The organism is Streptomyces sp. NPDC043867 (assembly GCF_056435845.1).
This window is the reverse complement of the sequence record NZ_JBWKDS010000006.1, coordinates 209,349-230,434: the sequence shown is the minus strand read 5'-3', so window position 1 is coordinate 230,434 and position 21,086 is coordinate 209,349. Positions and strand designations below refer to the sequence as shown.

Sequence of the window (21,086 nt, the reverse complement as noted above, 5' to 3'; positions counted from 1 at the left end):
CAGCTCCGCTGGGAAACCGCCTCGGTCGGCGGCTTCCCAGCGTGCGCCCCCCTCTGCCCTCTGCTGCACCTCGCCCTCTACACAGGAAGACGCAACATGACCAAGTACACCTATGCGCTCCCGCTGCGCTGGGCCGATGCGGACACGTACGGGCACGTCAACAACTCGCTGTTCCTCACCTATCTAGAGGAAGCGCGGACGCGGATGTTCAACGACCTGTCGCCCGCCGACGAGGCCGACCGCCGTCAGTACGCCTTTGTGGTCAGCCAGTCCACCGTGGACTATCGCGCTCCCCTGGTGTACCGCGAGGAGCCGGTAGACGTGGATGTATGGGTCGTCAGCTGCCGGGGGGCGCGGCTCGAGCTTGGATACGTGATCCGGGACGCTGACCGCACGTACGCCGAGGCCACCACCAAGATGGCCGCGTACAACCTGGATACAGGCCGTCCGCGGCGCATCTCGGAGGCCGAGATCGAGTTCTTCGCTCGCTACACGGAAGCTTGATCTGGCTCGGTGCCGGGGCGATCGGGGCCGACGAGGAACAGGTCCTCAGACGTCGGCCAAGAGCGGTGCCGCAGCTTCGGTGATCAGCGAAGGTGCGGTACCGCTCCTGCTGGATCGCGTGAATCAGCACGTCCCCGACGTCGTCGCCTGGGAGTGGGGCCGCCGCCCACTGGTCGGCTGTGAGGCGGCCCTCCTCCGCGTGAGCACTGACGTGCCTCCTTCAAGAGTTACGTGGTTGCTACGAATGACGGCTTGCCGGGCGAGCCTCCGGACGCGCGTGAGTCCTCACGGGCTGCGCGGCCGAGTCGCCGGGCCCGCGTAGCTGTTGGCGGCGGGGCGGGTCTGCGCGGAGGTGCCGACACACCAGCCAGGGCGGCGAACCGCTGTGCACGGCCGTGGACGAGTCCCTCTAGCCGCGCTCGCCGAGGCGGTCGCCGCCCGCCTCGTCGACCGGACGGTCAGCGCGGACCACGGGGGCGCCGCGCTCATCGGCGGGCACGGTGACGAAGGGCGGGTTCAACGCCCTCGCGGCGGCGGCGAAAGTAGACAGGTCCGCCTGCTGCTCAGGACTCTGTGCGCCGGGTGGCTCCACCCCGGGAGCGGGTCGGTGAGTGGCACAAAGCCATCGGACCTGGCCGAAAGGAAGCCGCAGACGGCCGCGAGATTTTGAGCTGACTGACGCGGTCCCGATGCCGGGCGCGGAATCGGGACCGCGGACTGCACAGGGTCGTGAAGACTCACGCCGGTGCACGCGTCAGAGGTCTCAACGCCGCCCCGAGCCATCAAGTCACGCGGCCGCCCGGGTGAAGTGCCGCTCGCGTTCCCCTCGGTGAGGGCACCGCGTCGCGGACGGGCACGAGCACCACCTCGTCCGCGGCCGCGAGCGCCGTGCCCATCCGCGTCCCCAGGACCCGGACTGGCCGAAGGAATCCACCACTGCACGCCTCGCCGCTCGCCGACCAGCTGCATCCGGCGCCGCACACCCGCGAAGCCGGACAGTCCAGCCGCCAGCGCCTCGGGCAGCTCACCCAGGACCCGGCCCGCCGCGTATGCGGCGAGCAACGCGACCGGCCGCAGAGAATCACCCCCTGGCCACCAACAGTGCGCGGCTGAACGGATGACTCGGGCCGCCTGCGACCTGAGCGTTCTCGTGGCGAGGATGGACCTCGCCCTGTAGCGTCGGGGTCAGCTGTCGTGGTTCCGAAGTACCGGTCGCCCGTGAGCAATGCGCACGGGCGATTCTGCTGTTCACAGTCTCTGAGGACCAGGGCGATCACCTCCGGCTCCCGCACGGTGCGGGAGCCGTTTCGAATCCCCTTGGAGGGCACAATGGCCAGCGGAACCGTGAAGTGGTTCAACTCGGAAAAGGGCTTCGGCTTCATCGAGCAGGACGGCGGCGGCCCCGACGTCTTCGCCCACTACTCCAACATCGCCAGCTCCGGTTTCCGTGAGCTCCAGGAAGGCCAGAAGGTGAACTTCGACGTCACCCAGGGCCAGAAGGGGCCCCAGGCAGAGAACATCACCCCCGCCTGAGCCCCACGCACCCCTCAGCACCCGCTCTGCGACGTTCGCTGGGCGGGTGCCGGGCGTTCGGCGGCTGACTACGCCCGCTCCGGATCGGCTTCAGTCACTCGGTCGATCGTGCGTAAGTCGCTCCGTTGCAGTGTCTGTGCGGGTGAGCAAGCCCTGACGTCGTGTGCGGTACGGCGGTGGGTCCTGGCCATGTCCGGGGCCCAGCCTGGCGGTCGTCCGCCACCTGGGGGCGTACCCGGGCCGGATGCGTCTCCGACCTGGCTCCGCCCCGGGGCCCGCAGCGGGCCGGGGGGCGGAGCACGGTTCGAGGTGCTGTGGTCAGTCCGTGCGGGCCTCGAGGACTTCCTCGGCGTTGTCCCTCAGCATCCCGGCCAGGTCCCGCAGGCCGGCCAGGCCCTGGTACTTGTCGCGGACGGCGGGGTCGACTCCGTCCGCCTTGAGCTTCTCCCACAGCCCGTCGACGTAGTCGTACATCTCCTCACGGGCGTCGCGCTGCTCGCGCAGGTGCGCGGTGCTCAGCGCCTCCAGGCCGGCCCTGTCGTGGGGGCTGATGTCTTCGCCCAGCTCCATAGCGGCGAACTGCAGCGACTCGAATTCCAGCGCCATGTGGCGTCCCTCCCGTGATCAAACGGTTCTGTGCCTCCATATTGCCTGGTCGCACGGACATCCCGGCCGGACGCCGGTTGGCGCTCCTCGCCGGCCGGGCCACCGTGGAGACTTCCGGACGGGTACGCGTGGTGCGCGTGGACAGCTCCGAAGTTTCGGTGGTCTCCTGGAGACAGGCCCCGCACGGGGTGCCCCGCGGTATTGGACCAGGGGGCGCTGGTGCACGAGCTCATCAGGGTCGACGTGAAGACCACGGGTCCTGGCAGCTGCCTGGTCACCGTGGCCGGGGAGTTCCGTGCCGACACTGAGCACCTTCGGATCCCCGTTGATGGTCCGGAGGTTGACCTGGGCCGGGACGGGGCGCTCCGTCACGCCGTCCAAACGCCCGGCTTCCGACCCGCCGCGCCGTCGCGTTCGGTGTCCCGCGGACATCGTCTAACGCCCACCTCCGCCTGATCGAAGACGCGGCAGGGCTTCACCGTGTTCAACCACCGCAAACGCCCCGTACCCACAACCCGGAAGGGCTAGCAGCTCCTCACCGAGGCCCGCTGGCTCCTGCAGCTCCTCGATGAGTGGCAGCGCGAAGGCGGCCCAGCCGATCCGTTACCGGGTGACGGAAAGGCTTGTGCCGGTTGCGTGAAAGGGAAGCGGATCGGGCGCGTTTCGATCCGGGATTGTTCGGGTCGCAGAACGGGTGGCCGAACAACCCGCCCGCGGGTTGGACTGGAGCCTCGCGGTACCGGTTGGTCGCGGCACGGAGAGGGGTCGTCGGATGGGCGGGAGTGGGGGCGTCGTGGTGGTGGTCGCCGGGTTGGTGCTGGCCGTTGCAGGATGCACAAGTGCGGCGGACGAGACGAAGCAGGCGCACGGGCCAGCCGGAAAGGGGACGATGTCCCCGGCGCCAGCGTGGTCGCCGTCCGGGAAGTTGGTGACATGGGTCGGCGGCCTGTGCGAGTCCACGGTCGCGCTGAAGCACGTGCGGGCGAAAAGCGCCGCCAACGTGAAGGAGATCCGGGACGCAGGCAAGGGGGATCTCGCCGCCCGGGCCGACGCCATCAGCTATCTTTCTTCGACCCCGTCGGCGGTCGACAGTGTGCGCAGCAACTTGGACGAACTCGGCTCGTCGGGTGTTCCCGCGGCCGACCGGCTGCTCGGCGCCCTGCGGAAGAAGGTCAGCGAGGTCGCCGCGGAACTCGACGATGTGTCACCGGCCACGGCTCTCGGCGACGCGGTGAGCGGTACTGAGGACGTCGACAAGCTCGTCCAGTCCCTCACCCCGCCGAAACCGGACCTGCCCGAGCTCGCCGCGAAGGACCCCCGGCTTAAGGCCGCGTACGAGCGGGCCGAGCAGTGCGCCCCGGGCTGGCAGCCCTCCAGCGGGGAGACGTCTTCGTCCGCGCCGGGCGGTCCCCTGCCGAAGACGGCGGACGGCAAGGACTACCGGGCTTGTGCGGACGGTGCGTGCGAGGTGCTGGTGACGTCCAGGGCCGACATCACCGCGCACGGCACACGCGTGCACATCCTTGTGGCGGACGACTACGTCACCTTCCAGTCGGACGGCACCCTGATGCAGCTCGGCGGCGTGGGCGGCGAGGCCGGTTTCGGCGACGCCCTGAAGGCGACCATCGTGGCGCACACCAAGGACGGCGCCGTACTGAAGTTCGCCCCGCCCTAACGTTCCTGACAGGCTTCCCGGTAGGCGAGCTGGGGCAGGTGCTCCCGCCAGTTCGACCGGGTCAGCATGTTGCCGGTGTGCGCACAGACGTACTGCGCCGCGCGGTCCGCGTCCAGTGTCCACACCCGGGCCGTGAGGTCGTAGCCGGCGGAGGCGAGGGTGTCGCCGCGCGGGCTGAACGCGACGGTCGTGACGGTGTCGAGGTGGCCGGTGAGTTCCTGTCCGGTCGGCTCGGCCCTGGCCGGGTCGGACACGTCCCAAAGGCGGACCGTGTGGTCGCCGCTGCCGGTCGCCAGCGTGCGGCCGTCCGGGGCGAAGGACAGGGCCCGCACCGCGGCGCGGTGTCCGGTCAGCTCCTTTCCCAACAGGCGTGCGGGGCCGCCTCGTTCGACGTTGCGCACGTCCCACAGGCGCACCGTACGGTCGTCGCTGCCGGTTGCCAGGGTCCTGCCGTCCGGGGTGAACGCCACCGTCTCGACCGATTCGTCGTGTCCGGTGAGGGCGGCGTCCGCGGGCCGGGCCCGCGCCTCGCCGCTGTCCACGTGCCACAGGCGGGCCGTGGCGTCCTCCGCGCCGCTGGCCAGGAGGCGGCCGTCGGGGGTGAAAGCTACGGAGGTGACGGTGTCCGTGTGGCCGCGCAAGGCTGCACCGAGCCTCCGTGGGCGGCCTGGTCGCCGTACGTCCCACAGTCGGACCGTGTCGTCCGCGCCGCCGGTGGCCAGGGTGCGGCCGTTAGGCGCGAAGGCGGCGGCGTGGACTTCCCCGTCGTGGGCGCGCCAGGGTGCGCCGAGCGGGGCCGGGTGGCCGGGCGTGGAGAGGTCCCACAGGCGTACGGTGCCGTCCGCCGAGCCGCTGGCCGCTGTACGGCCGTCCGGTGCGAAGGCGACGGCCAGCACTTGGTCCTTGTGGACGAGCGGGCGCGGCAGCCGGTGAGGGTGGTCGGGTTGGCGTACGTCCCATAGGCGGACCAGCCCGTCGTCGGTGCTGGCGGCGGCGAGCAGGCGGCCGTCGGGGCTGTAGGCGACGGCGGTCACCGGGTTGGTGAAGTCGGTGAGGACGGTTGGTGGCCGGTGCCAGAGCAGCACGTCGCCGTCGGCGGCGGTGCTGGCCAGCGCGTGGCCGTCGGGGCTGAAGGCCACCTCCCGCACGGGCTCGGTGTGCCCGGTCAGCGGCTCGGCGAGCCGCTGCGGATAGGCCGGGTTGGCCACGTTCCACAGCAGCGGCGCGTCGTCCTCGCCGGCGCTCGCCAGGGTCTTTCCGTCGGGGCTGAAGGTGACCGACAGGACGGGCGCGGTGTGCCCGGTGAGCGGTTCGCCCAGGGATGTGAGCTGGCCCGCGCCGGACACTTTCCACAGCCGGACGGTCTCGTCGAAGCCGGCGGTGGCCAGCGTGCGGCCGTCGGGCGAGAAGGCCAGGGTCCAGACCGGCTCGGTGTGGGCGCGCAGGGGCTTGCCCAGGGGTGCGATCCCGCCGCTCCTGTCGTTCCCGCCGTAGCGCCACATCCGGACGGTGCCGTCGTAGGCGGCCGTCGCCAGGGTGTTTCCGTCCGGGGCGAAGGCGACCGCGCGGACGCTGCGGTGCTGCGAGTCGTCGGCTATGGCGGGCTTGCCGAGGGGTGTGGGGTGGGCCGGGTCGGCCAGGTCCCACATCCGGACGGTGCCGTCGTCGCCGGCCGTGGCCAGGGTGCGGCCGTTGGGGGCGAAGGCGGCGGAGACGATGTTCTGCCCGCCGTGGCTCACCAGCGGGCGGCTAAGGGCGCGGGGGTGTTCCCGGTTGCGTACGTCCCACAGGCGGATGAGGCCGCCCTCGCCGGTGGCGGCCAGCAGGTCGCGGCCCGCCGGGGCGAAGGCGACCGCGCCGACCTGGTCCGTCCCCAGTCGCAGCGGTTGGCCCGGCGCCCTGCTGCCGCCGGTGTCCCACAGCCGTACGGTGCCGTCGTCGCCGCCACTGGCCAGGGTGCGGCCGTCAGGGGCGTACGCCACACAGCTGCCGACCCCGCCGTGGCCGGGCAGCCGCGTGGCCAGGACCCGGCCCGCGTCCGAGACCAGACGGGTCCGTAGGTCCGCCGTGGCGCGCATGCGGTGGGCGGCCACGTCGAGTCGGGCGGCCAGCCCGGCGTCGGTGCCGCGGGCCCGGTCGGCCTCGGAGGTGAGAGCACCGAACACGGCGTCGTCCCGTTCGGCTTGGGCGGTGGCGCGGGCCTGGAGGGCCACGACGGCGGTGCCGGTGGCGAGCAGGGCGAGCGCGGCGAGTAGGGCCACGACCGTGCGGCGCAGGAGCACGGCTCGCTGCCGGCGGCGCAGCGAGGCGGTGACAAACTGCCTCTCCAGCACGGTCAGTTCGTCACTGCCGGGCGCGGCGCCGGCCGCCGGGAAGGCGTCGCGGGCGGCGGACAGCCGGGAGCCGGCGTAGAGCGCGGCGTTCTCCTGGCCGAGGTCCTGCCAGGTGCGGGCCGCCTGGGACAGTGCGCGGTGGACGCGCAGCCGGTCGCGTTCGGCGTCGATCCAGGCGCGCAGCCGGGGCCAGGCGGTGATGAGCGCCTCGTGGGCAAGGTCGGCGGTGCCGTCGTCGAAGGTGATCAGGCGAGCCCGGGCCAGCCGTTCCAGCACCAGCCGGGTGCCGGCCCGGTCGCCGAAGTCCAGCTCCGCGTGGTCGGCGGGGCGGCGGGTGTCGGCACTCCCGTCACCGGGCGCGATGAGGCGCAGCAGAATCCGGCGCGCCAACTCCGCCTGCTCCGGTGTCAGTTTTCCGTACGCCTGCTCGGCCGTCCGTACGACGGCGCCGTGCAGTGCGCCGGCCGCCTCGTACGCCGCCTCGGTCAGGGTCCGGCCGCTGCGGTGGCGCCAGGTCTCCAGCAGGGCGTGAGACATCAGCGGCAGTCCGCCGGGGGCGCCCTCGACCTCGTCCAGGAGCCGGTCGGTCAGGGCGCGTTCGACGATCAGCCCGGCCGCGGCGGCCGGGCGGACGATGGCCTCCCGCAGTTCCGCCCGGCTCATCGGCCCGGCAAGCAGCGTGGCGTCCTGCAACGCGGCGGTGAGAGCTGGGTGTTCGGCGCACCGGCCGAGGAAGTCGGCCCGTACGGCGATGACGACGCGCAGCCCGCTGTCGGCGGCGGTGGCGGCGACGAGCCGGTCGATGAAGGCGTCGCGGTCGGCCGGGTCGGCGCCGAGGGTGTACAGCTCCTCGAACTGGTCGACGATCACCCAGGTGTCGGCGTCGGTGCCTGGTACGGGCTTCAGCCGCTCGGCGTGCGTGCGCAGCGGGTCCGCGCCCGGGGTGAGGATCCGTACGGCCGCGGGCGGCGCCTCATCACCGCCGGCCGCCCGCAGCCGGGGGATCAGGCCCGCCCTCAGCAGCGACGACTTGCCGCTGCCGGAGGGACCGAAGACGGCGGTGAAGCGGTGCTTGCGGTTCAGCTCGACGAGCCGCTCCACGAGCCGGCCGCGGCCGAAGAACAGATCGGCGTCACCCGGTTCGAACCGGGTCAGACCGCGGTACGGCGGACGGGCAGTATCCTCGGCGGCACTCTCGGCGGCCACTTCCTCAAACGCCTCGCGCCAGCGCCGCTCCCACTCGGCGACGTCGCCCCCGCACGCCGTGACGTAGGCGAGCGTCACCGCCCGGGTGGGCAGCTGCTTGCCCGCCGCCGCCTGCGACAGCGTGGTCACCCCGTACCCCGCGCGCCGGGCCATCTCCCGGTAGGTGGGCCTGCCCGCGGACTCGCGCAGCGCGCGCAGCCCGGCCGCGAACCGCTGCACCGGCCCGCCCTGCGGATCCAGCTCGCCCTCGGCGCGCCCCGGCCCTGCCTGTCCCAGCACGTGCCCGCCCCCTCACCTCGTACGCCCTCCCCCGACTTTCGGCCGTATCGGCGTGCGTGACACGGGCGTTCACGTGATCCTCACGTTTGCAGGCCACACGGCCCGGTTCACGCCCCCCGGGTTGTTCGGTGCTGGTGAGGGGCCAGCCGAACAACCGGGCACGGCGGTCGAATGACCGAAGGACGGCCCTGGGCGGCGGTCGGAGCCCTGCGAGGGGAGGGTTCGGGCTGCCCCGCGTCCACACATACCCGCGACATGCCGGAGGAGAGCCATGCACCAAATGCACCAGAGCATCCACCCCGACCACTTCCACGGCGACGGCCTGCCAAGCGCGGCCCTCGAAGTGGACTGGGCGCGGGTCCACGACCTGCTGGACGAGCAGGGCGCGAGGTGAGCGTCATGCCGGACTTCACGACGACGCGTATGCCGAAGTCTCTGATCTTCGTCCTGGTCCTGGCCGGCGGACACGCGCTCGGCTACGTCTTCGGCGGCTGGGCGGTCATCGACGAGAACCAGAGCAAACTGGACCACGGGCAGGACCTGCTGATGCCGATGACCATGGCCTGGGTCCTGGCGCTGATCTGCTGGGGCCTGGCAGCACTCCAGGCCGCCTGCGTCATCCTGGCGCGAGGCCGCCGACGCTGGGTCCGTGTGACGCTCATCGTGTGCCTGTCCATCGCGGCCCTGGCGATGGCTTTCGCCTCCCTCGGCTCGCTGGCCGCCGGGGCACCCAGCCTCGCCGCCTTCCTGATCACCTTCGCGGACGTGGCGGCCCTGTGGACCGTGAGCGGCCAGGCGGGCCGCCGGTACTTCTCGGCACACGCCCCGGCTGCGGGGGTAGCCACGACATGACCCACCCCGCGTATGACCCGCCACGGCCCCCGGCCCCCGCCGAGCCGCCCCAGTCCCCGGCCGACCCGTGGGCGATGGCCCTCGGCAACGCCACGCTGCTCGGCATCGGCTACCTGCTGCTGCGCCAGTGGCGGCTCGCGGCCGTCGCCGCGCTCGGCACAGCCGTGCTCCTCGACCTCACCGCCTCCACCGCCGAGACCTGGTACGAGATCCTGCTGCTGCTGTGGTGGGCGGCCGGCATCGCCCACGGCTGGTTCCTGGCGCGTCGCCGCCCGGAGCGGGCCGTACGACGAGGGCAGCGCGCGGGCGCACTCGCCCTGGTGCTCGCGGTCGTGCTGACCGCCGCACTGCTGCGCGCCGACGCGTACGGCATCGAGGAGCGGGTGACCGAGGCCCGCGAGGACGGCGACTGCGAGACGGCCGTCGCCGCGCAGGGCGAGGTGGGGTGGGGCCACCGCCTGGCGGGCGCGCCGGTGGTGGAGCCCGGCGACGCGGTGGTGGAGGCGTGTCACCGGTTGGACGCGGCGGCGGCCACCCTGGCCCGCGCCGCGCACACGGGCAGCACCGAAACTCTGGGGCGCGGCTTCAACACGCTCGCCGGCGTCCTCAACGAACCCGGAAACGAACAGACCGTCAGGACGGTCCTGGACGCCTTCCTCGACGGCCTGCCCACCGACGATGCCTGCGACACCGCCGCCCTCACCGCCTGGCTGCGCGACCGCAGCCCCACCCACGACGTCCTGGACCGCTCCACCAGCCCGGCGGCACGCACGGAACCCGCCGCCCTGGTGGGCTGCGGCGACCACCTGATGACCGGGGACGCCTGGCAGCGGGCGCGGACCCACTACCAGCGGCTCCTCGACACTTACCCCGACGACGCCCGCGCCGGCAAAGCCCGGGACGGCGTCCGCAAGGCCACCCTGGCGATCGAACTGGACCACGTCCGCAGCCTGGTCGACACCACCCACGGCGCCGACGCTGGCTACTGCTCCAACCCGGCGAAGTACAGTGGAGCCCCGCCCTACCGCAAGGGCACCCACCGCGCCCTGTTCCTCGGCGACGCCGAGTACACCGGCAAACTCCCCGGCTCCTGGCGCACCGGCGACCCGGCCAAGGCCGCGCTCATAATCTGCGCTGGCGCGGCGGAGCACGGAACCGCCGTGCAAACCTGCTCCTACGAGAACAAAACGTCGAAGTACCTGCCCCACCAAGTGACCTTCTACAAGGTCAAGATCCCCCTGAAGGTCTACGAACTGCGCACCGGCAAACGCCTCGACCCGCACTCGGTCCAGATCGGCGGCGGCAGCTGCCCGAGCGTGCTCCACTACGAGTACTACATGTATGACCTCGGTCCGGGCGACCAGTTCGTCTCGACCACCAAGTTCGGGATACGGGAGGCGTTCGGGCCGGTCGTCCGACGATGACCATCCAGGCTCCTGTGGGCCGTCACTGTGTACGGCCCATGGGCCGTACACGGGGGCATGCGGGAGTGCGGGGAACTCGGGCGGTGGGCCGCCCACCGCTGAGCGGCCGCGAGGTTCTTGTGGGACGTAGGGGCCTCCAGGCTGGCCTGTCGTGGAGGCTGACGTTTTCGCCTAGCTCCGTAGCGGCGAACTGCCAGACCGCGCAAATCGAGGCACACCACCCGCAGACCTCCCTTGGCCCGCTGACCTTGGCCGCGCGCACCAGGGCAGACGAATCGCTTCGCTGAGGGCCGCGCCCCTTCACGGTTCACTTCAGGCCGGCCTGTCGTGCCTGACGCGTGGCGCCGCAAGGGGCACCGGTGAGGGGCCGGCCGTGGCCGGGTAGGAGCATGGTCGCGCCGGTCAGCTCATCCAGCCGGTCGAGGGAGGCCAGGGCCGTGCGGCTGTCGTGAGTGAAGCCGCCGCAGACCAGCGTTGGGCCGCTGTGTCCGGTCAGGCCGTCGTAGGTGACCAGGGCGTCGCCCGTGAACAGCAGCCCGCGCTCGGGAAACAGGTATCCGGCGCTGCCCGGGGTGTGGCCGGGCAGGAGGATGGCCCGTGGTGTGCCGGGGACCTCTTCCAGCGGCCGGTCGGTGTCGAAGACGCGCACCTCGGCGGTGGCGGGGGCGGTGAAGGCCCGGTTGCGGGCGAGGTGCAGCGGGGTGGCGATCGCGGCGGGCCTGCGCAGCAGGTAGGGCAGCATGGAGCGTTCCGGTTTGGCGTGGCGCAGGGCGCTGCGCGGGCCGTCGCGCAGGATCGCGGCGTCCTGCCGGTGGACCCAGATATCGGCGCCGGCCCGGTGAAGAACATGGGCCAGGCCGGTGTGGTCGGGGTGGCCGTGGGTCAGGAGTACGGCCCGGATGTCGGCCGGGGAGCGGCCGGAGCCGGCCAGGTGTTCGCGCAGCTGTCCGAGGTGGCCCGGCAGCCCGGCGTCGATCAGGACCAGGCCGTCGGGCTCCTCGACCAGGTAGAAGTTGACGATGTCGTCTCCGAGGCGGTCCACGCCGTCAGCGATACGCCGGTCGGGGCGGGGGTGGGTGGAGCGGGGCATGCGTTCCTCCGGCATCGGCACAGGCAAATATTCGATACAGTCGACTGTAATGGATGGGGAGGTAACCGGGATGTCCGAAGGAGTTTCACGTCGGCCGTATGACTCGGTGCGCCGGCAGCAGGCCGCGCGCCGTAACCGCGCTGCGGTGCTGGAGGCGTGCCGGGAGCTGCTGTTCCGCGACGGCTATCAGGCCACCACCGTCCGCGCGGTGGCGGAGCGCGCGGGAGTCTCTCCCGAGACCGTCTACAAGGTGTTCGGCGGTAAGCCGGGGCTGGTCAAGGCGCTCTGGGACGTCACGCTGGCCGGAGACGACGAACCCGTGGCCATGGCCCAGCGGCCCCAGTTGCAACAGGTGTGGGAGACCCGCGACGTGCAGGCCAAGCTGCGCTTGTACGCCGCGTTCGTCCGCGGTGTCCACGAACGGCTCGCCGCCCTGTTCACCCTCCTCATCCAGGCCGGTCCCGATGTTGGGCAGGTCCTCGCCGTCAGCGAGGAGGAACGGAGGGTCGGCGTGACCGCCTTTGTCGCCCACCTCGCCGCCCAAGGCGCCTTGCCCGCGAGCGTCAACACCGCCCGCCTAGCGGACTCCTGCTGGGCCCTGACCGGGCCGCACCTGTTCACCCAGCTGACCGCCGGCCGCGGCTGGAGCGGGGAAGCCTACGAGAACTGGCTGGCCGGCATGCTCGCTGCGGACCTGTTGGGCGGCGGCCACGCTGGGTGAAGCACGCCCGGCCGGCGTCGGCTGGCCCCAGCTGCTGGACCTGGAACTCGGCCGACCCTCCGGTGTGCCGCCAACTACGGCGCGTCGTCGGATGAGGTGAAGTCGGTGGAGAGGGTGAGGTCTTCCCAGGTGTTCAGATCATGGTCGACGGCGTCGCGTCCGGCGCGGATTAGACGCAGCGCGTCGGAGCCGAGGGCGAGGTGAGCGGGCGGGTTCGGTGCGTCGAGGATGTGCAGGACAGCCGCAGCTGCCCTGTCCGGATCGCCGAGTTGCCGGCCGCTGGCCTGCTGGCGGGCGGCGCGGATGGGCTCGAACAGATCGTCGTAGTCGGAGATGCCGCGCGGTGCGCGGATCATCGAGCGTCCCGCCCAGTCGGTGCGGAAGGATCCGGGCTCGATGGCGGTGACGTGGATGTTGAAGGGGGCGACTTCCTTGCCGATGGCTTCGAGGATGCCTTCGAGGGCGTATTTGCTGCCGCAGTAGGCGGAGACGCCGGGGAAGGAAGCCAGGCCGCCCATGGAGGTGACGGCCAGGATGTGCCCGCGGCGGCGTGCGCGCATGAAGGGCAGGACGGCCTGGATGGTGGCGGCGGCGCCGAAGACGTTGACGTCGAACTGGGCGCGCAGGTCGGCCAGGGAAGTTTCCTCGAAGGTGCCTTCCAGGCCGTAGCCGGCGTTCGCGATCAGCACGTCGATGGGGCCGACGGCCCTCTCCACCTCGCCCACCACGGCGAATACTGCTTCGTCGTCGGTGACGTCGAGGATGCGGGCGTAAGCGCGTTCCGGGTGCAGGGCGGTGAAGGCGGTCGCGTCGGTGTCCTTGCGGACGGTGCCGACGACGGTGTGGCCGGCGTCCAGCGCGGCGGTGGCGAAGGCGCGGCCCAGGCCGCTGCTGACGCCGGTGACCAGGAAGGTCTGGGCCGTGTCGGTCATGCCTGATGCTCCTTGTGCAGGACGAGGTGCTCGTGGAAGAGCACGCCGTCGCGGATGTCGCCGGTGGCGGTGAAGCCGGTGTCGTCGACGTAGTCGAGGTGGCTGCCGGCCACGGTGTAGCGGCCGGTGTAGGCGCTGGGGCGGGTGCCGCGCGATTCGTCGTAGCGGCCGTCGGCGCGCAGTTCCTGGCGGATGTGTCCGTCTGCGGTCACCCACATCCCGACCACGTCCACGTCACCCGTCCTGCGTCCGGCAGATCCCGGCGGCAGGCCCGACTGGTTTTTCACCATGCGCTCCTTCTCGATCGGGGGTGTGGCCACCAGCCTGTTCGGTACCGGGGACGGGTGCCAGGACGAGTCGTGCCTGGTTACGGCGCACCCAGGCACGCGCCTGAGCAGCGGCTTAGCCTGGTGGGGTGACCAGCAACGAGCTCGGAGATTTCCTGCGTGCCCACCGTGCCCGCCTACGGCCGGACGACGTGGGGCTGGCCTCCTACGGTGCTCGGCGGGTGGCGGGGCTGCGACGGGAGGAGGTTGCCGTCCTGGCCGGCATGAACAGCGACTACTACGCCCGCTTGGAGCAGGGCCGCGAGCGCAGCCCTTCACCGCAGATCCTCGAAGCGATCAGCAGCGCGCTGTTGATGGACGATGCGGCACGGGAGCACATGTTCCGTCTGGCGGGTACCGCGCCGGAAGGTGAGCGGCCGCAGCCGAGGGAGGCGGTGAGTAACGCGCTGCGGCAGATGCTGGACGGATACGCGAACGCCGCGGCGTTCGTCCTGAACCCGGCCAACGACTTCCTGGCCTCCAACGCGCTGGCCGACGCCCTGTTCGCACCGTTCGAGACCATGGACAACATGGCCCGCATGACCTTCCTCGACCCCGCTGCCCGCACCTTCTTCACCCAGTGGGAGCGGGCAGCGAAGGCAGTGGTCGCCGGACTGCGCCACGCCACGGGCCTCGACCCGCACTATGCGCGCCTGCACGACCTCGTCGGCACCTTGACCGAGGAGAGCGAGGAGTTCGCCGCTCTGTGGTCCTCGCACACCGTCCACGGCAAGTCCCGGGACGGCAAGGAACTCCTCCACCCCGACGTCGGACACCTCGATCTCACCTACCAGACCTTTGACGTCCGCGGAGCGCCGGGACAGCAGCTGGTGATCTACCACGCCGCACCGGGAAGCCCCAGCGCCCAGGCGCTGTCCCTGCTCGGCAGTCTCCACGCCACCCGGAACCGGGAGCCCCCGCCCGAGCGGTAGCACAGCTGTCGGACTGGTGTTCATCGTCCGCTCCGGGGCGCTGGACGGGAGTTTCTCAGCGCAGGTGTTCCTGGGCGAAGGCGACGGCGTCGGCGAGGGCCTTGTCCGCGGCCGGGAGGCGGCCGGTGAAGAGGTGCCAGACACGGGCCATGTCGGGGGCGATGTCGAGGCGGGTGGCAACGGCGGTTTCCGCGAGCCGGGCCGCGAGGCGGATCGCGTCGCTGAGCATGACCTCGCGTTCCCCGATCTGGATCCCGGTTCCGTGCGGACACGGCATGACATCACGGATGACCCGGGTCGGCAGGCCGGAACGCAGCAGGTCACGTATACGCAGCACGTCCTCGACCGCCCGGTCCGGATAGTCGCGGTAGCCGTTCGCCAGGCGCTCGGGATGGATCAGTCCCTGTTCCTCGTAATACCGGAGCAAACGGGGCGTGACTCCCGTGCGCCGGGAGAGTTCACCGATCCTCATGTTCCTGCCGCCTCTCCGCACCAGCGGACGCACACACATCTTCCGGAGAAAGTCAGATGGACGGATCTGCCGGAGGGCCGTGCTCGGTGGTGGCCCAGCCGGCCAGGAAGGCCAGGGCCTGTACGGAGCGGGAATAGGGTTCAGCCGTGTAGACGAGGAGGGTCTGATCCCCGGTGCCGCGGACGTCCATCACCTGGAAGTCCAGACTGATATCACCCACCAGGGGGTGGAGGAAGTCCTTGCGGCCCGAGCGCTGGGCGCGGACGCGGTGGGTGGACCACCACTGGCGGAAGTCGGCGTCCTTCATCGACAGCTCCCCGATGAGGCGGGCCAGGGCCGCGTCCTCGGGGTAGCGGCCGGCATCCATCCGGAGGTAGGACACGCACTCGCGGGCCACCTTCTCCCAGTCCGTGTACAGGGCGCGGACCTGAGGGTCGAGGAAGGACAGCCAGATGTGGTTGCGGCGCGGGGCCGGCACCTGGCCGAAGTCGGTGATCAGGGCGGCGCCAAGGGTGTTCCACGCGAGGATGTCCATCCGCCGGCCCAGTACGAGCGCGGGCACTCCCGGCATGCTGTCCAGCAGCACCCGGGTGGCCTGTGACACCCGCTGCGCGCGGGGCGCGTGGGAGCCGGCTTTGACGGTGAGGCCGGTGGAGTCGGCCGCGCAGCGCAGCAGGTACTCCTGTTCATCCGCGTTCAGGTCCAGGGCCTGTGCGAGCGCTACGAGGATTTCTGGCGAAGCCGACTTCGCCCGGCCCTGCTCCAGGCGGACGATGTAGTCCACACTGACACCGGCCAGCGTGGCGAGCTCCTCGCGGCGCAGGCCCGGTACCCGGCGATGGCCGGAAGAGGGGATCCCGGCCTGCTCCGCGCTCACCCGGGCCCGGCAGGCACGCAGGTACTCACCCAGTTCGGTCACAGCCGTCCTCGTCTCATGGTTATCTCTCCGCCATCAACACGGGCAGACCCCTGCACCTTCCCCCGGTGGGCGGCCGGACGGCCGCACCACCAGGGGAAAGAACCGCGGGGCACCGGTCAGGCCGGGGCGAGGGTGTCGTCGTGGTCGGTGGACAGGGCCAGACCACGCCAGGTGGCGGACTCCTGTTGGAGCTGTCCGATCTTCCGGTCGAGCTCGGCCAGACAGTCGCTGCCCAGCTGCGCACGCACCGGCGGCTTCTCGGCATCAGCGAGCGCCAGAACGGCCGCGGCGCCCTTCTCCGGGTCGCCGGGCTGGGCCTGGTTGAGACCGGGCACCACGTCGCGCACGGCGCCGGCGGTGGCGGCGTAGTCGGCGATGACGGTGGTCTCGGTGTGCAGGCTGGTGGCGTCGAGGAAGTCGGTACGGAAGTAGCCCGGCTCCACCAGCGTCACTCCGACACCCAGGGGTGCCAGCTCGGCGTGCATCGCCTCGGAGATCCCCTCCACGGCGAACTTCGTCGAGCAGTAGATCCCGAACCCCGCCGAACTGCTGAACCCGCCCAGCGAACTGAAGTTCAACACCCGGCCCGACCGCTGCCGGCGCATCACCGGCAGCACCGCACGCGAGACGTTGAGCAGACCGAAGACATTGGTGTCGTAGATCGCCCGAACTGCGGCATCCGTGGACTCCTCCACCGCCCCGAGCAGGCCGCGCCCGGCGTTGTTGACCAGCACATCGATTCCCCCGAACGCCTCCACCGCAGCCGCGGCCGCAGCATGGGCTTGCGCCTCGTCGGTGACGTCGAGCGACAGCGCGAGCAGCCGGCCCCCGTACCCGGGCAGTGCGGCCTGGATGGCTTGGGGCTTGCGGGCGGTGGCGACGACGTTGTCGCCGCGGTCGAGCGCCTGGCGGGCGATCTGCAGGCCGAAACCGCGGGACGCGCCGGTGATGAACCACGTGGTCATGCTGACTCCTCGAAACGCGGGGACGCCGTGTCCCCGAAGGTGATGTCCATGCTGGCCGGGGCGCGCGGCGTCATCCAGGGAAGGATTTCCATAGGAACAACCGCCCCACGCCCGCGCGCCCGGTCCTCTTCAGCTGCTGCGGATGACCTTGGTCTCCAGGTACTCCGTCATACCGTCGGCACCGAACTCGCGGCCGTTGCCGGACTGCTTGTAGCCCCCCCACGGCGCCGACCAGTCGAACTCCGCATCGTTGATCAGCACGTACCCGGCCCGCATCTGCTCCGCGACCGCACGCGCCGCCTGCGGGTCTGCGCTGGTCACGTACGCGGCGAGACCGAACGGGGTGTCATTGGCGATCGCGACGGCTTCCTCGACACTGTCGTAGGCGATCACCGACATCACCGGGCCGAAGATCTCCTCCCGGGCGATGGCCATGGAGTTGTCGACATCGGCGAACACCGTCGGCCTCACGAAGTGCCCCGCCTCCAGACCGACCGGCTTCCCCAGCCCGCCCGTCACCAGGCGCGCCCCCGCATCCAGGCCCTGGCGGATGTAGCCCTGCACGGTGTTCCACTGCTCGGCCGAGATCAGCGGACCCATCGTCGTGTCCTCAGCGCTCGGATCCCCCAGCTTCAGCGCTTCCACCGCCGGGACTAGGACCGACAGAAACTCCTCCAGCCGCTCCCGGGGCACCAGAGTGCGGGACGGGGCACTGCACAGCTGACCGGTCATCGACATCAGCCACGTCATGGCCGTACTCACCGCAACGTCCAGATCGGCGTCCGGCAGCAGAATGTGCGGGGACTTCCCGCCGAGCTCAGAGGTGACGCGCTTGACCGCCGGCGCCGCTGCGACCGCGACCTGCTCGGCCGCAGCGGCGGAGCAGGTGAAGGAGACGATCCCGACCCCAGGGTGTGCACTCAGCGTGCCGCCGATGACCGAACCGCAACCATTGACCAGGTTGAACACACCGGCCGGAACGCCTGCGGCGTCCATGATCTCGGCCAGGATGATCGCAGAGTACGGAGTGAGCTGGGCCGGCTTCAGGACCACGGTGCAGCCGGCGGCGAGCGCCGAGATCGTCTTGCCCACAGGCTGCAGGACGGGGAAGTTCCACGGCGTGATCAGACCCGCCACCCCCAGCGCCTCTTTGCGGATCTCGGTCTCTCCGCGCATCTCGGTGAATGCGTACGTCTTCAGGACCTCGATGGCCGTGGCGATCTGCACCCGCCCGGTCGGCACGTGCGCACCGCGGGCCAGTGACAGCGGGGCGGCGAGCTCCGCGGTGACCGCCTGCGCCAGATCCTCGGCCCGGCGGTCGAACTCGACCAGGATCCGCTCCAGCAGTGCGATGCGCTCCTGCGGGGCGGTCCGCGAGTACGCCACGAACGCGCGCTCGGCCGCGGCGACGGCGGCGTCGACGTCGGCCTCACCCCCCAGTGCCACCCGGCCGGTGACCTCCCCCGTCGCCGGGTCCGTCAGCTCCAGGACCGAGCCCTGGAGTGGGGCGCGCCAGGCGCCGTCGATGTACAGGTCGTTGTGCTCGCGCATGATCATCAGCTCTCGGTGAAAGAAACAGGGCCGTACCGTGAACCCGTTGTCCGGCGCTCCGTGCCCTGTTCGTTCCCCCATCGTGGAGCCACACCGCGGAGCCCTCCAGGGACACCTTCTCCCAGGCAATAGGTGGGTAGGAAAGCCCGTACCAGCCGCGGGCGCCCCGTGACGACGATCAGCCTCCGCGTGCACGGCAGTTTGAGCAGGAACCCCGGACGAGGCGGCCGCCACGCGGCGCGGCCCCCTCGTCCGTATGCGTTCGCCGGCCCGGGTGGTGAGGACCGGTGGATCAGGCGGGGTCGCCGCAGTTGTTCTGCCAGGCGTACAGGGCGCCGTCGGGCTTCAGGACGAGGTAGTCGTCCACATGCGGTCGTTGTCGTTCATGTCGCCGAAGCGGGCCTGTTCACCGGGGGCGATCTGTCCTCGCCGGTACCAGCCGGGGTATCGCCGTCCTTGTCGATCCAGGCGAGGACGGAGTTGTCGCGCTGGACCACCGGGTCCCACTGAGGCATCGCCGAGGTGCATAAGAAATGGGATGTCTCTGCAGGGATATCGCCCGGCTCTCTCCCCGAGCACAGGAACTGGACGTGGCGGGGCGCTACCGCTCCTCCCCTTCCGGCCGCCGACGTTCTGCGGCCACTGCGCGCCCCGGACACAGCCGAACTCGCCGAAGAGTGCAGGCGACCTCTGGCGGCGGAGAGCCCTGCGGCAGCGCCTAACTCAGGCCTCGGCGTTACGGCGCCGGATTGGGGTGAGGAGGTAGGCGATCGCCATGTCGCCGAGCTCGTCGGCGTACCGGCGTCTGGCCGCTTCTCCGGTGACGGCGTCGGGGCGTACGGAGTTGTGGAAGCAGGCGCCGAGGATGGCACGGGCCGCCGTGTCGAGTGCCTGCTGGGGCTCGGAGCGCCGGATCTGGTGGACGTAGGGCTCGGCTGCTTCGAGCAGGAGGCGGTGGAGTTCGGTGATGGTGCGGGCCCCGCGCTCCAGTGACCTGGCCTGGCGCGTGCGCAGCAGCTCGGGGAAGAGGCTGCTGCTGTCGGCGAAGGACTGCAGCAGGGCGTGCGCGTAGGCGTCCATGACGCCTGAGAGTGAGGGCTCGGCCGCGCGAAGTTGCTCGGCCACAAACTCCTCGCGGCGTTCCAGCATCCGCTCGGTCAGGGCGCTGATCAGCTGTTCCTTGTCCTTGAAGCGGCGATAGATCGTACCCACGGCGACGCCGGCCCGCTGGGCGACACCGGCGATCGTCATCTCCTCCAGGCCGGCCGTGGAGGCGATCTCCTCGGCCGCCCGCAGCACACGGGCCAGGGTCGCGGCGCTACGGGCCTGCCGGGGCTCGCGGTAGGCCGCCGGGCGCTGCGGCTCCTCGGTCATGCCGGGAATGGTATCCGCGGCGCTCTCGACAGGATCTTTTGACAACTGGCGCACTCCTCGGCGTACCCTCCATGATGCGAACGTGAATTCACATTCGCATTCTATCGGAGGTTCGACCATGACCGAAAACCAGACTTCTCCGCCCGTCACCGTGACGCTCGAGTCCGGGCCCGCCGGTGCCGGGAGCATCGACGACTTCGAGCTCTTCTACGCCCGCCGCGCAGTCGACCGCTTCCGTACGCTGCTGGGCCGCCAGGGGCTCCTCGACCTCCTGGCCGAAGACATCGAGGAGGGCAACGCCTTCCTGCGCGAGAGCGCCCGCACCTCCGGCGGCGCCTTCAAGGGCGGCACCACCGTGCTCGCGGCGACGGGCCTGACCTCGGGTGAGTTCCTGGCCTGGATGGACAAGGCGTTCACCGGCGAGGAGAAACCGCTTCTCGCGGCGCACCCCGAGCACTACGTGATGGGCACCGACGAGACCGGCGCGCGGGTGGTGGAGAACATCGGTCCCCACGTCGCCTCCTTCTACATGGGCGGCTGGGGCACCGACGCGCTGGACTGGGCCAAGGACGCGGCCGAGCTCCTCCCGGAGGCGGATTTCCCGCACAAGATGTCCTCGAACCTCTTCCTGGCCGACGGCACCGTCGTCGGACGGGCCCTGATCCAGTTCGGCGACACCGCCGACGGCTTCACCGCGAACCTGACGGTCTACCTCCCCATCACCTGCCCGGACGAGGTTCTGGAGCACCACCTGCGGCACTACGCCGTCGAGTTCCGGAACTGGATCGTCGCCGCCGCGGCCGCCCGCGCCTGAGACCCCCTGCCGGACGCCGGGCCACCCCGGCGTCCGGCACCCCGAAGCCGTCGGGCCTCCCACCCGCATCCGGCCCGCACAGCCGTACGGCCCGCCTCCAGTGACGCGGCGGACAACGAACAAAGCCCTCTTCGCGCCCTGCGACGAGAAGAAGCGAAAGACCCAGGATGTTCAAGCGCACCCTGTCCGCCACGGGACGCAAGCTGGCTCTGGTTGCACTCGGCCCGGCAGCCCTGATCACCACCATGCTGTGCGCCTTCACGCTGCCCTCGCTCCACAGCGGCCCGCATCGCGTCCCCACCGGCGTCACGGGCCCCGAAGAGGGCACCACAATGTTGCGGCACAGCGCCGACGGCGACACCTGGGACATCCGCCTTTACCCGAACCCCGCCGCCCTCCACGATGCGGTCAAGGACCGGGCCATAGCCGGCGGCCTCGACATCACCGCTCACCGCGTTGGCATCCTGAAGCACAGGTCTGCCGACATGGATGATATATCTGACGCAAATGCAAGTCTGTAATTCTCGGCGGCCCGGCTTCTGGTGCGATTCTGGCAGTGCTCGATGCATGCGGTGGAG

General features: G+C 71.0%; 21 protein-coding genes. 10 read left to right on the top strand and 11 right to left on the bottom strand.

Annotation, left to right across the window (positions count from 1 at the left end):
- The first annotated feature begins 96 nt into the window (after positions 1-96).
- The gene (locus AC069T_RS08730) at positions 97-504 is read left to right on the top strand and encodes an acyl-CoA thioesterase (RefSeq protein WP_478782037.1); all 408 of its coding nucleotides are present in this window, start codon (positions 97-99) and stop codon (positions 502-504) included.
- A gap of 409 nt (positions 505-913) precedes the next feature.
- Here AC069T_RS08730 and AC069T_RS08725 read toward each other — a convergent pair whose 3' ends face one another.
- Positions 914-1,096: a hypothetical protein gene (locus tag AC069T_RS08725; RefSeq protein WP_478782036.1), complete on the bottom strand. Its 183-nt coding sequence runs from the start codon at positions 1,094-1,096 to the stop codon at positions 914-916.
- Between the two features lie 737 nt (positions 1,097-1,833).
- On the opposite strand from AC069T_RS08725, the gene AC069T_RS08720 reads away from it, so the two are divergent.
- On the top strand, positions 1,834-2,037 hold the full coding sequence (locus AC069T_RS08720; protein ID WP_010982331.1) for a cold-shock protein: 204 nt from the start codon (positions 1,834-1,836) through the stop codon (positions 2,035-2,037).
- 318 nt (positions 2,038-2,355) lie between these two features.
- On the opposite strand, the gene AC069T_RS08715 is transcribed toward AC069T_RS08720, so the two are convergent.
- Complete coding sequence (locus tag AC069T_RS08715; protein WP_478782035.1) at positions 2,356-2,643, bottom strand: hypothetical protein; 288 nt, start codon at positions 2,641-2,643, stop codon at positions 2,356-2,358.
- 889 nt (positions 2,644-3,532) lie between these two features.
- Between AC069T_RS08715 and AC069T_RS08710 the strand changes: the two genes are divergently transcribed.
- Positions 3,533-4,318, top strand: coding sequence for a hypothetical protein (locus AC069T_RS08710; protein ID WP_478782034.1), 786 nt, complete (start codon positions 3,533-3,535; stop codon positions 4,316-4,318).
- Here the strand turns inward: AC069T_RS08710 and AC069T_RS08705 are convergent.
- On the bottom strand, positions 4,315-8,136 hold the full coding sequence (locus AC069T_RS08705) for an nSTAND1 domain-containing NTPase (RefSeq protein ID WP_478782033.1): 3,822 nt from the start codon (positions 8,134-8,136) through the stop codon (positions 4,315-4,317). The two genes, AC069T_RS08710 and AC069T_RS08705, sit on opposite strands and share 4 nt — an antisense overlap.
- Before the next feature lie 271 nt (positions 8,137-8,407).
- Here AC069T_RS08705 and AC069T_RS08700 point away from each other — a divergent pair, with 271 nt between their 5' ends.
- The 3 genes from AC069T_RS08700 to AC069T_RS08690 are packed head-to-tail and all read left to right on the top strand — an operon-like array spanning position 8,408 to position 10,412.
- Entirely contained in the window at positions 8,408-8,530 is a 123-nt protein-coding gene (locus tag AC069T_RS08700) for a hypothetical protein (RefSeq protein ID WP_478782032.1), read from the top strand.
- A 5-nt stretch (positions 8,531-8,535) separates the two neighbouring features.
- Positions 8,536-8,988 (top strand): hypothetical protein, encoded by a 453-nt coding sequence (locus AC069T_RS08695; protein WP_478782031.1) that lies wholly within the window; start codon positions 8,536-8,538, stop codon positions 8,986-8,988.
- Positions 8,985-10,412 carry a hypothetical protein gene (locus tag AC069T_RS08690; protein WP_478782030.1) on the top strand — a complete coding sequence of 476 codons (1,428 nt, stop codon included), beginning with the start codon at positions 8,985-8,987 and terminating at the stop codon, positions 10,410-10,412. The genes AC069T_RS08695 and AC069T_RS08690 overlap by 4 nt, the downstream gene beginning before the upstream one ends.
- 307 nt (positions 10,413-10,719) lie before the next feature.
- Here AC069T_RS08690 and AC069T_RS08685 read toward each other — a convergent pair whose 3' ends face one another.
- Positions 10,720-11,502, bottom strand: coding sequence for an MBL fold metallo-hydrolase (locus AC069T_RS08685; RefSeq protein ID WP_478782029.1), 783 nt, complete (start codon positions 11,500-11,502; stop codon positions 10,720-10,722).
- Positions 11,503-11,572: 70 nt separating this feature from the next.
- On the opposite strand from AC069T_RS08685, the gene AC069T_RS08680 reads away from it, so the two are divergent.
- Positions 11,573-12,223 carry a TetR/AcrR family transcriptional regulator gene (locus AC069T_RS08680; protein WP_478782028.1) on the top strand — a complete coding sequence of 217 codons (651 nt, stop codon included), beginning with the start codon at positions 11,573-11,575 and terminating at the stop codon, positions 12,221-12,223.
- A 74-nt stretch (positions 12,224-12,297) separates the two neighbouring features.
- Here the strand turns inward: AC069T_RS08680 and AC069T_RS08675 are convergent, their stop codons facing one another.
- Together AC069T_RS08675 and AC069T_RS08670 are read right to left on the bottom strand one after the other, a co-directional pair.
- Positions 12,298-13,155 carry an oxidoreductase gene (locus AC069T_RS08675; protein ID WP_478782027.1) on the bottom strand — a complete coding sequence of 286 codons (858 nt, stop codon included), beginning with the start codon at positions 13,153-13,155 and terminating at the stop codon, positions 12,298-12,300.
- Positions 13,152-13,445: an Atu4866 domain-containing protein gene (locus tag AC069T_RS08670; RefSeq protein WP_478782094.1), complete on the bottom strand. Its 294-nt coding sequence runs from the start codon at positions 13,443-13,445 to the stop codon at positions 13,152-13,154. Before AC069T_RS08670 ends, AC069T_RS08675 begins: the two co-directional genes overlap by 4 nt.
- A gap of 125 nt (positions 13,446-13,570) precedes the next feature.
- On the opposite strand from AC069T_RS08670, the gene AC069T_RS08665 reads away from it, so the two are divergent.
- Positions 13,571-14,413, top strand: a complete 843-nt coding sequence (locus tag AC069T_RS08665) for a helix-turn-helix transcriptional regulator (RefSeq protein WP_478782026.1) — start codon at positions 13,571-13,573, stop codon at positions 14,411-14,413.
- 55 nt (positions 14,414-14,468) lie between these two features.
- On the opposite strand, the gene AC069T_RS08660 is transcribed toward AC069T_RS08665, so the two are convergent.
- From AC069T_RS08660 to AC069T_RS08640, 5 genes are all read right to left on the bottom strand, one after another.
- Positions 14,469-14,885 (bottom strand): MerR family transcriptional regulator, encoded by a 417-nt coding sequence (locus AC069T_RS08660; RefSeq protein WP_478782025.1) that lies wholly within the window; start codon positions 14,883-14,885, stop codon positions 14,469-14,471.
- 52 nt (positions 14,886-14,937) lie between these two features.
- Positions 14,938-15,804 (bottom strand): helix-turn-helix domain-containing protein, encoded by an 867-nt coding sequence (locus AC069T_RS08655; RefSeq protein ID WP_478782024.1) that lies wholly within the window; start codon positions 15,802-15,804, stop codon positions 14,938-14,940.
- A 116-nt stretch (positions 15,805-15,920) separates the two neighbouring features.
- On the bottom strand, positions 15,921-16,769 hold the full coding sequence (locus AC069T_RS08650; protein WP_478782023.1) for an oxidoreductase: 849 nt from the start codon (positions 16,767-16,769) through the stop codon (positions 15,921-15,923).
- Positions 16,770-16,898: 129 nt separating this feature from the next.
- Positions 16,899-18,326 carry an aldehyde dehydrogenase family protein gene (locus tag AC069T_RS08645; RefSeq protein WP_478782022.1) on the bottom strand — a complete coding sequence of 476 codons (1,428 nt, stop codon included), beginning with the start codon at positions 18,324-18,326 and terminating at the stop codon, positions 16,899-16,901.
- Between the two features lie 717 nt (positions 18,327-19,043).
- The gene (locus tag AC069T_RS08640) at positions 19,044-19,694 is read right to left on the bottom strand and encodes a TetR/AcrR family transcriptional regulator (protein ID WP_478782021.1); all 651 of its coding nucleotides are present in this window, start codon (positions 19,692-19,694) and stop codon (positions 19,044-19,046) included.
- A 118-nt stretch (positions 19,695-19,812) separates the two neighbouring features.
- On the opposite strand from AC069T_RS08640, the gene AC069T_RS08635 reads away from it, so the two are divergent.
- Both AC069T_RS08635 and AC069T_RS08630 read left to right on the top strand, forming a co-directional pair.
- Entirely contained in the window at positions 19,813-20,508 is a 696-nt protein-coding gene (locus tag AC069T_RS08635) for a hypothetical protein (protein WP_478782020.1), read from the top strand.
- Positions 20,509-20,675: 167 nt separating this feature from the next.
- Positions 20,676-21,029 (top strand): hypothetical protein, encoded by a 354-nt coding sequence (locus tag AC069T_RS08630; RefSeq protein WP_478782019.1) that lies wholly within the window; start codon positions 20,676-20,678, stop codon positions 21,027-21,029.
- The last annotated feature ends 57 nt before the right edge of the window (positions 21,030-21,086 follow it).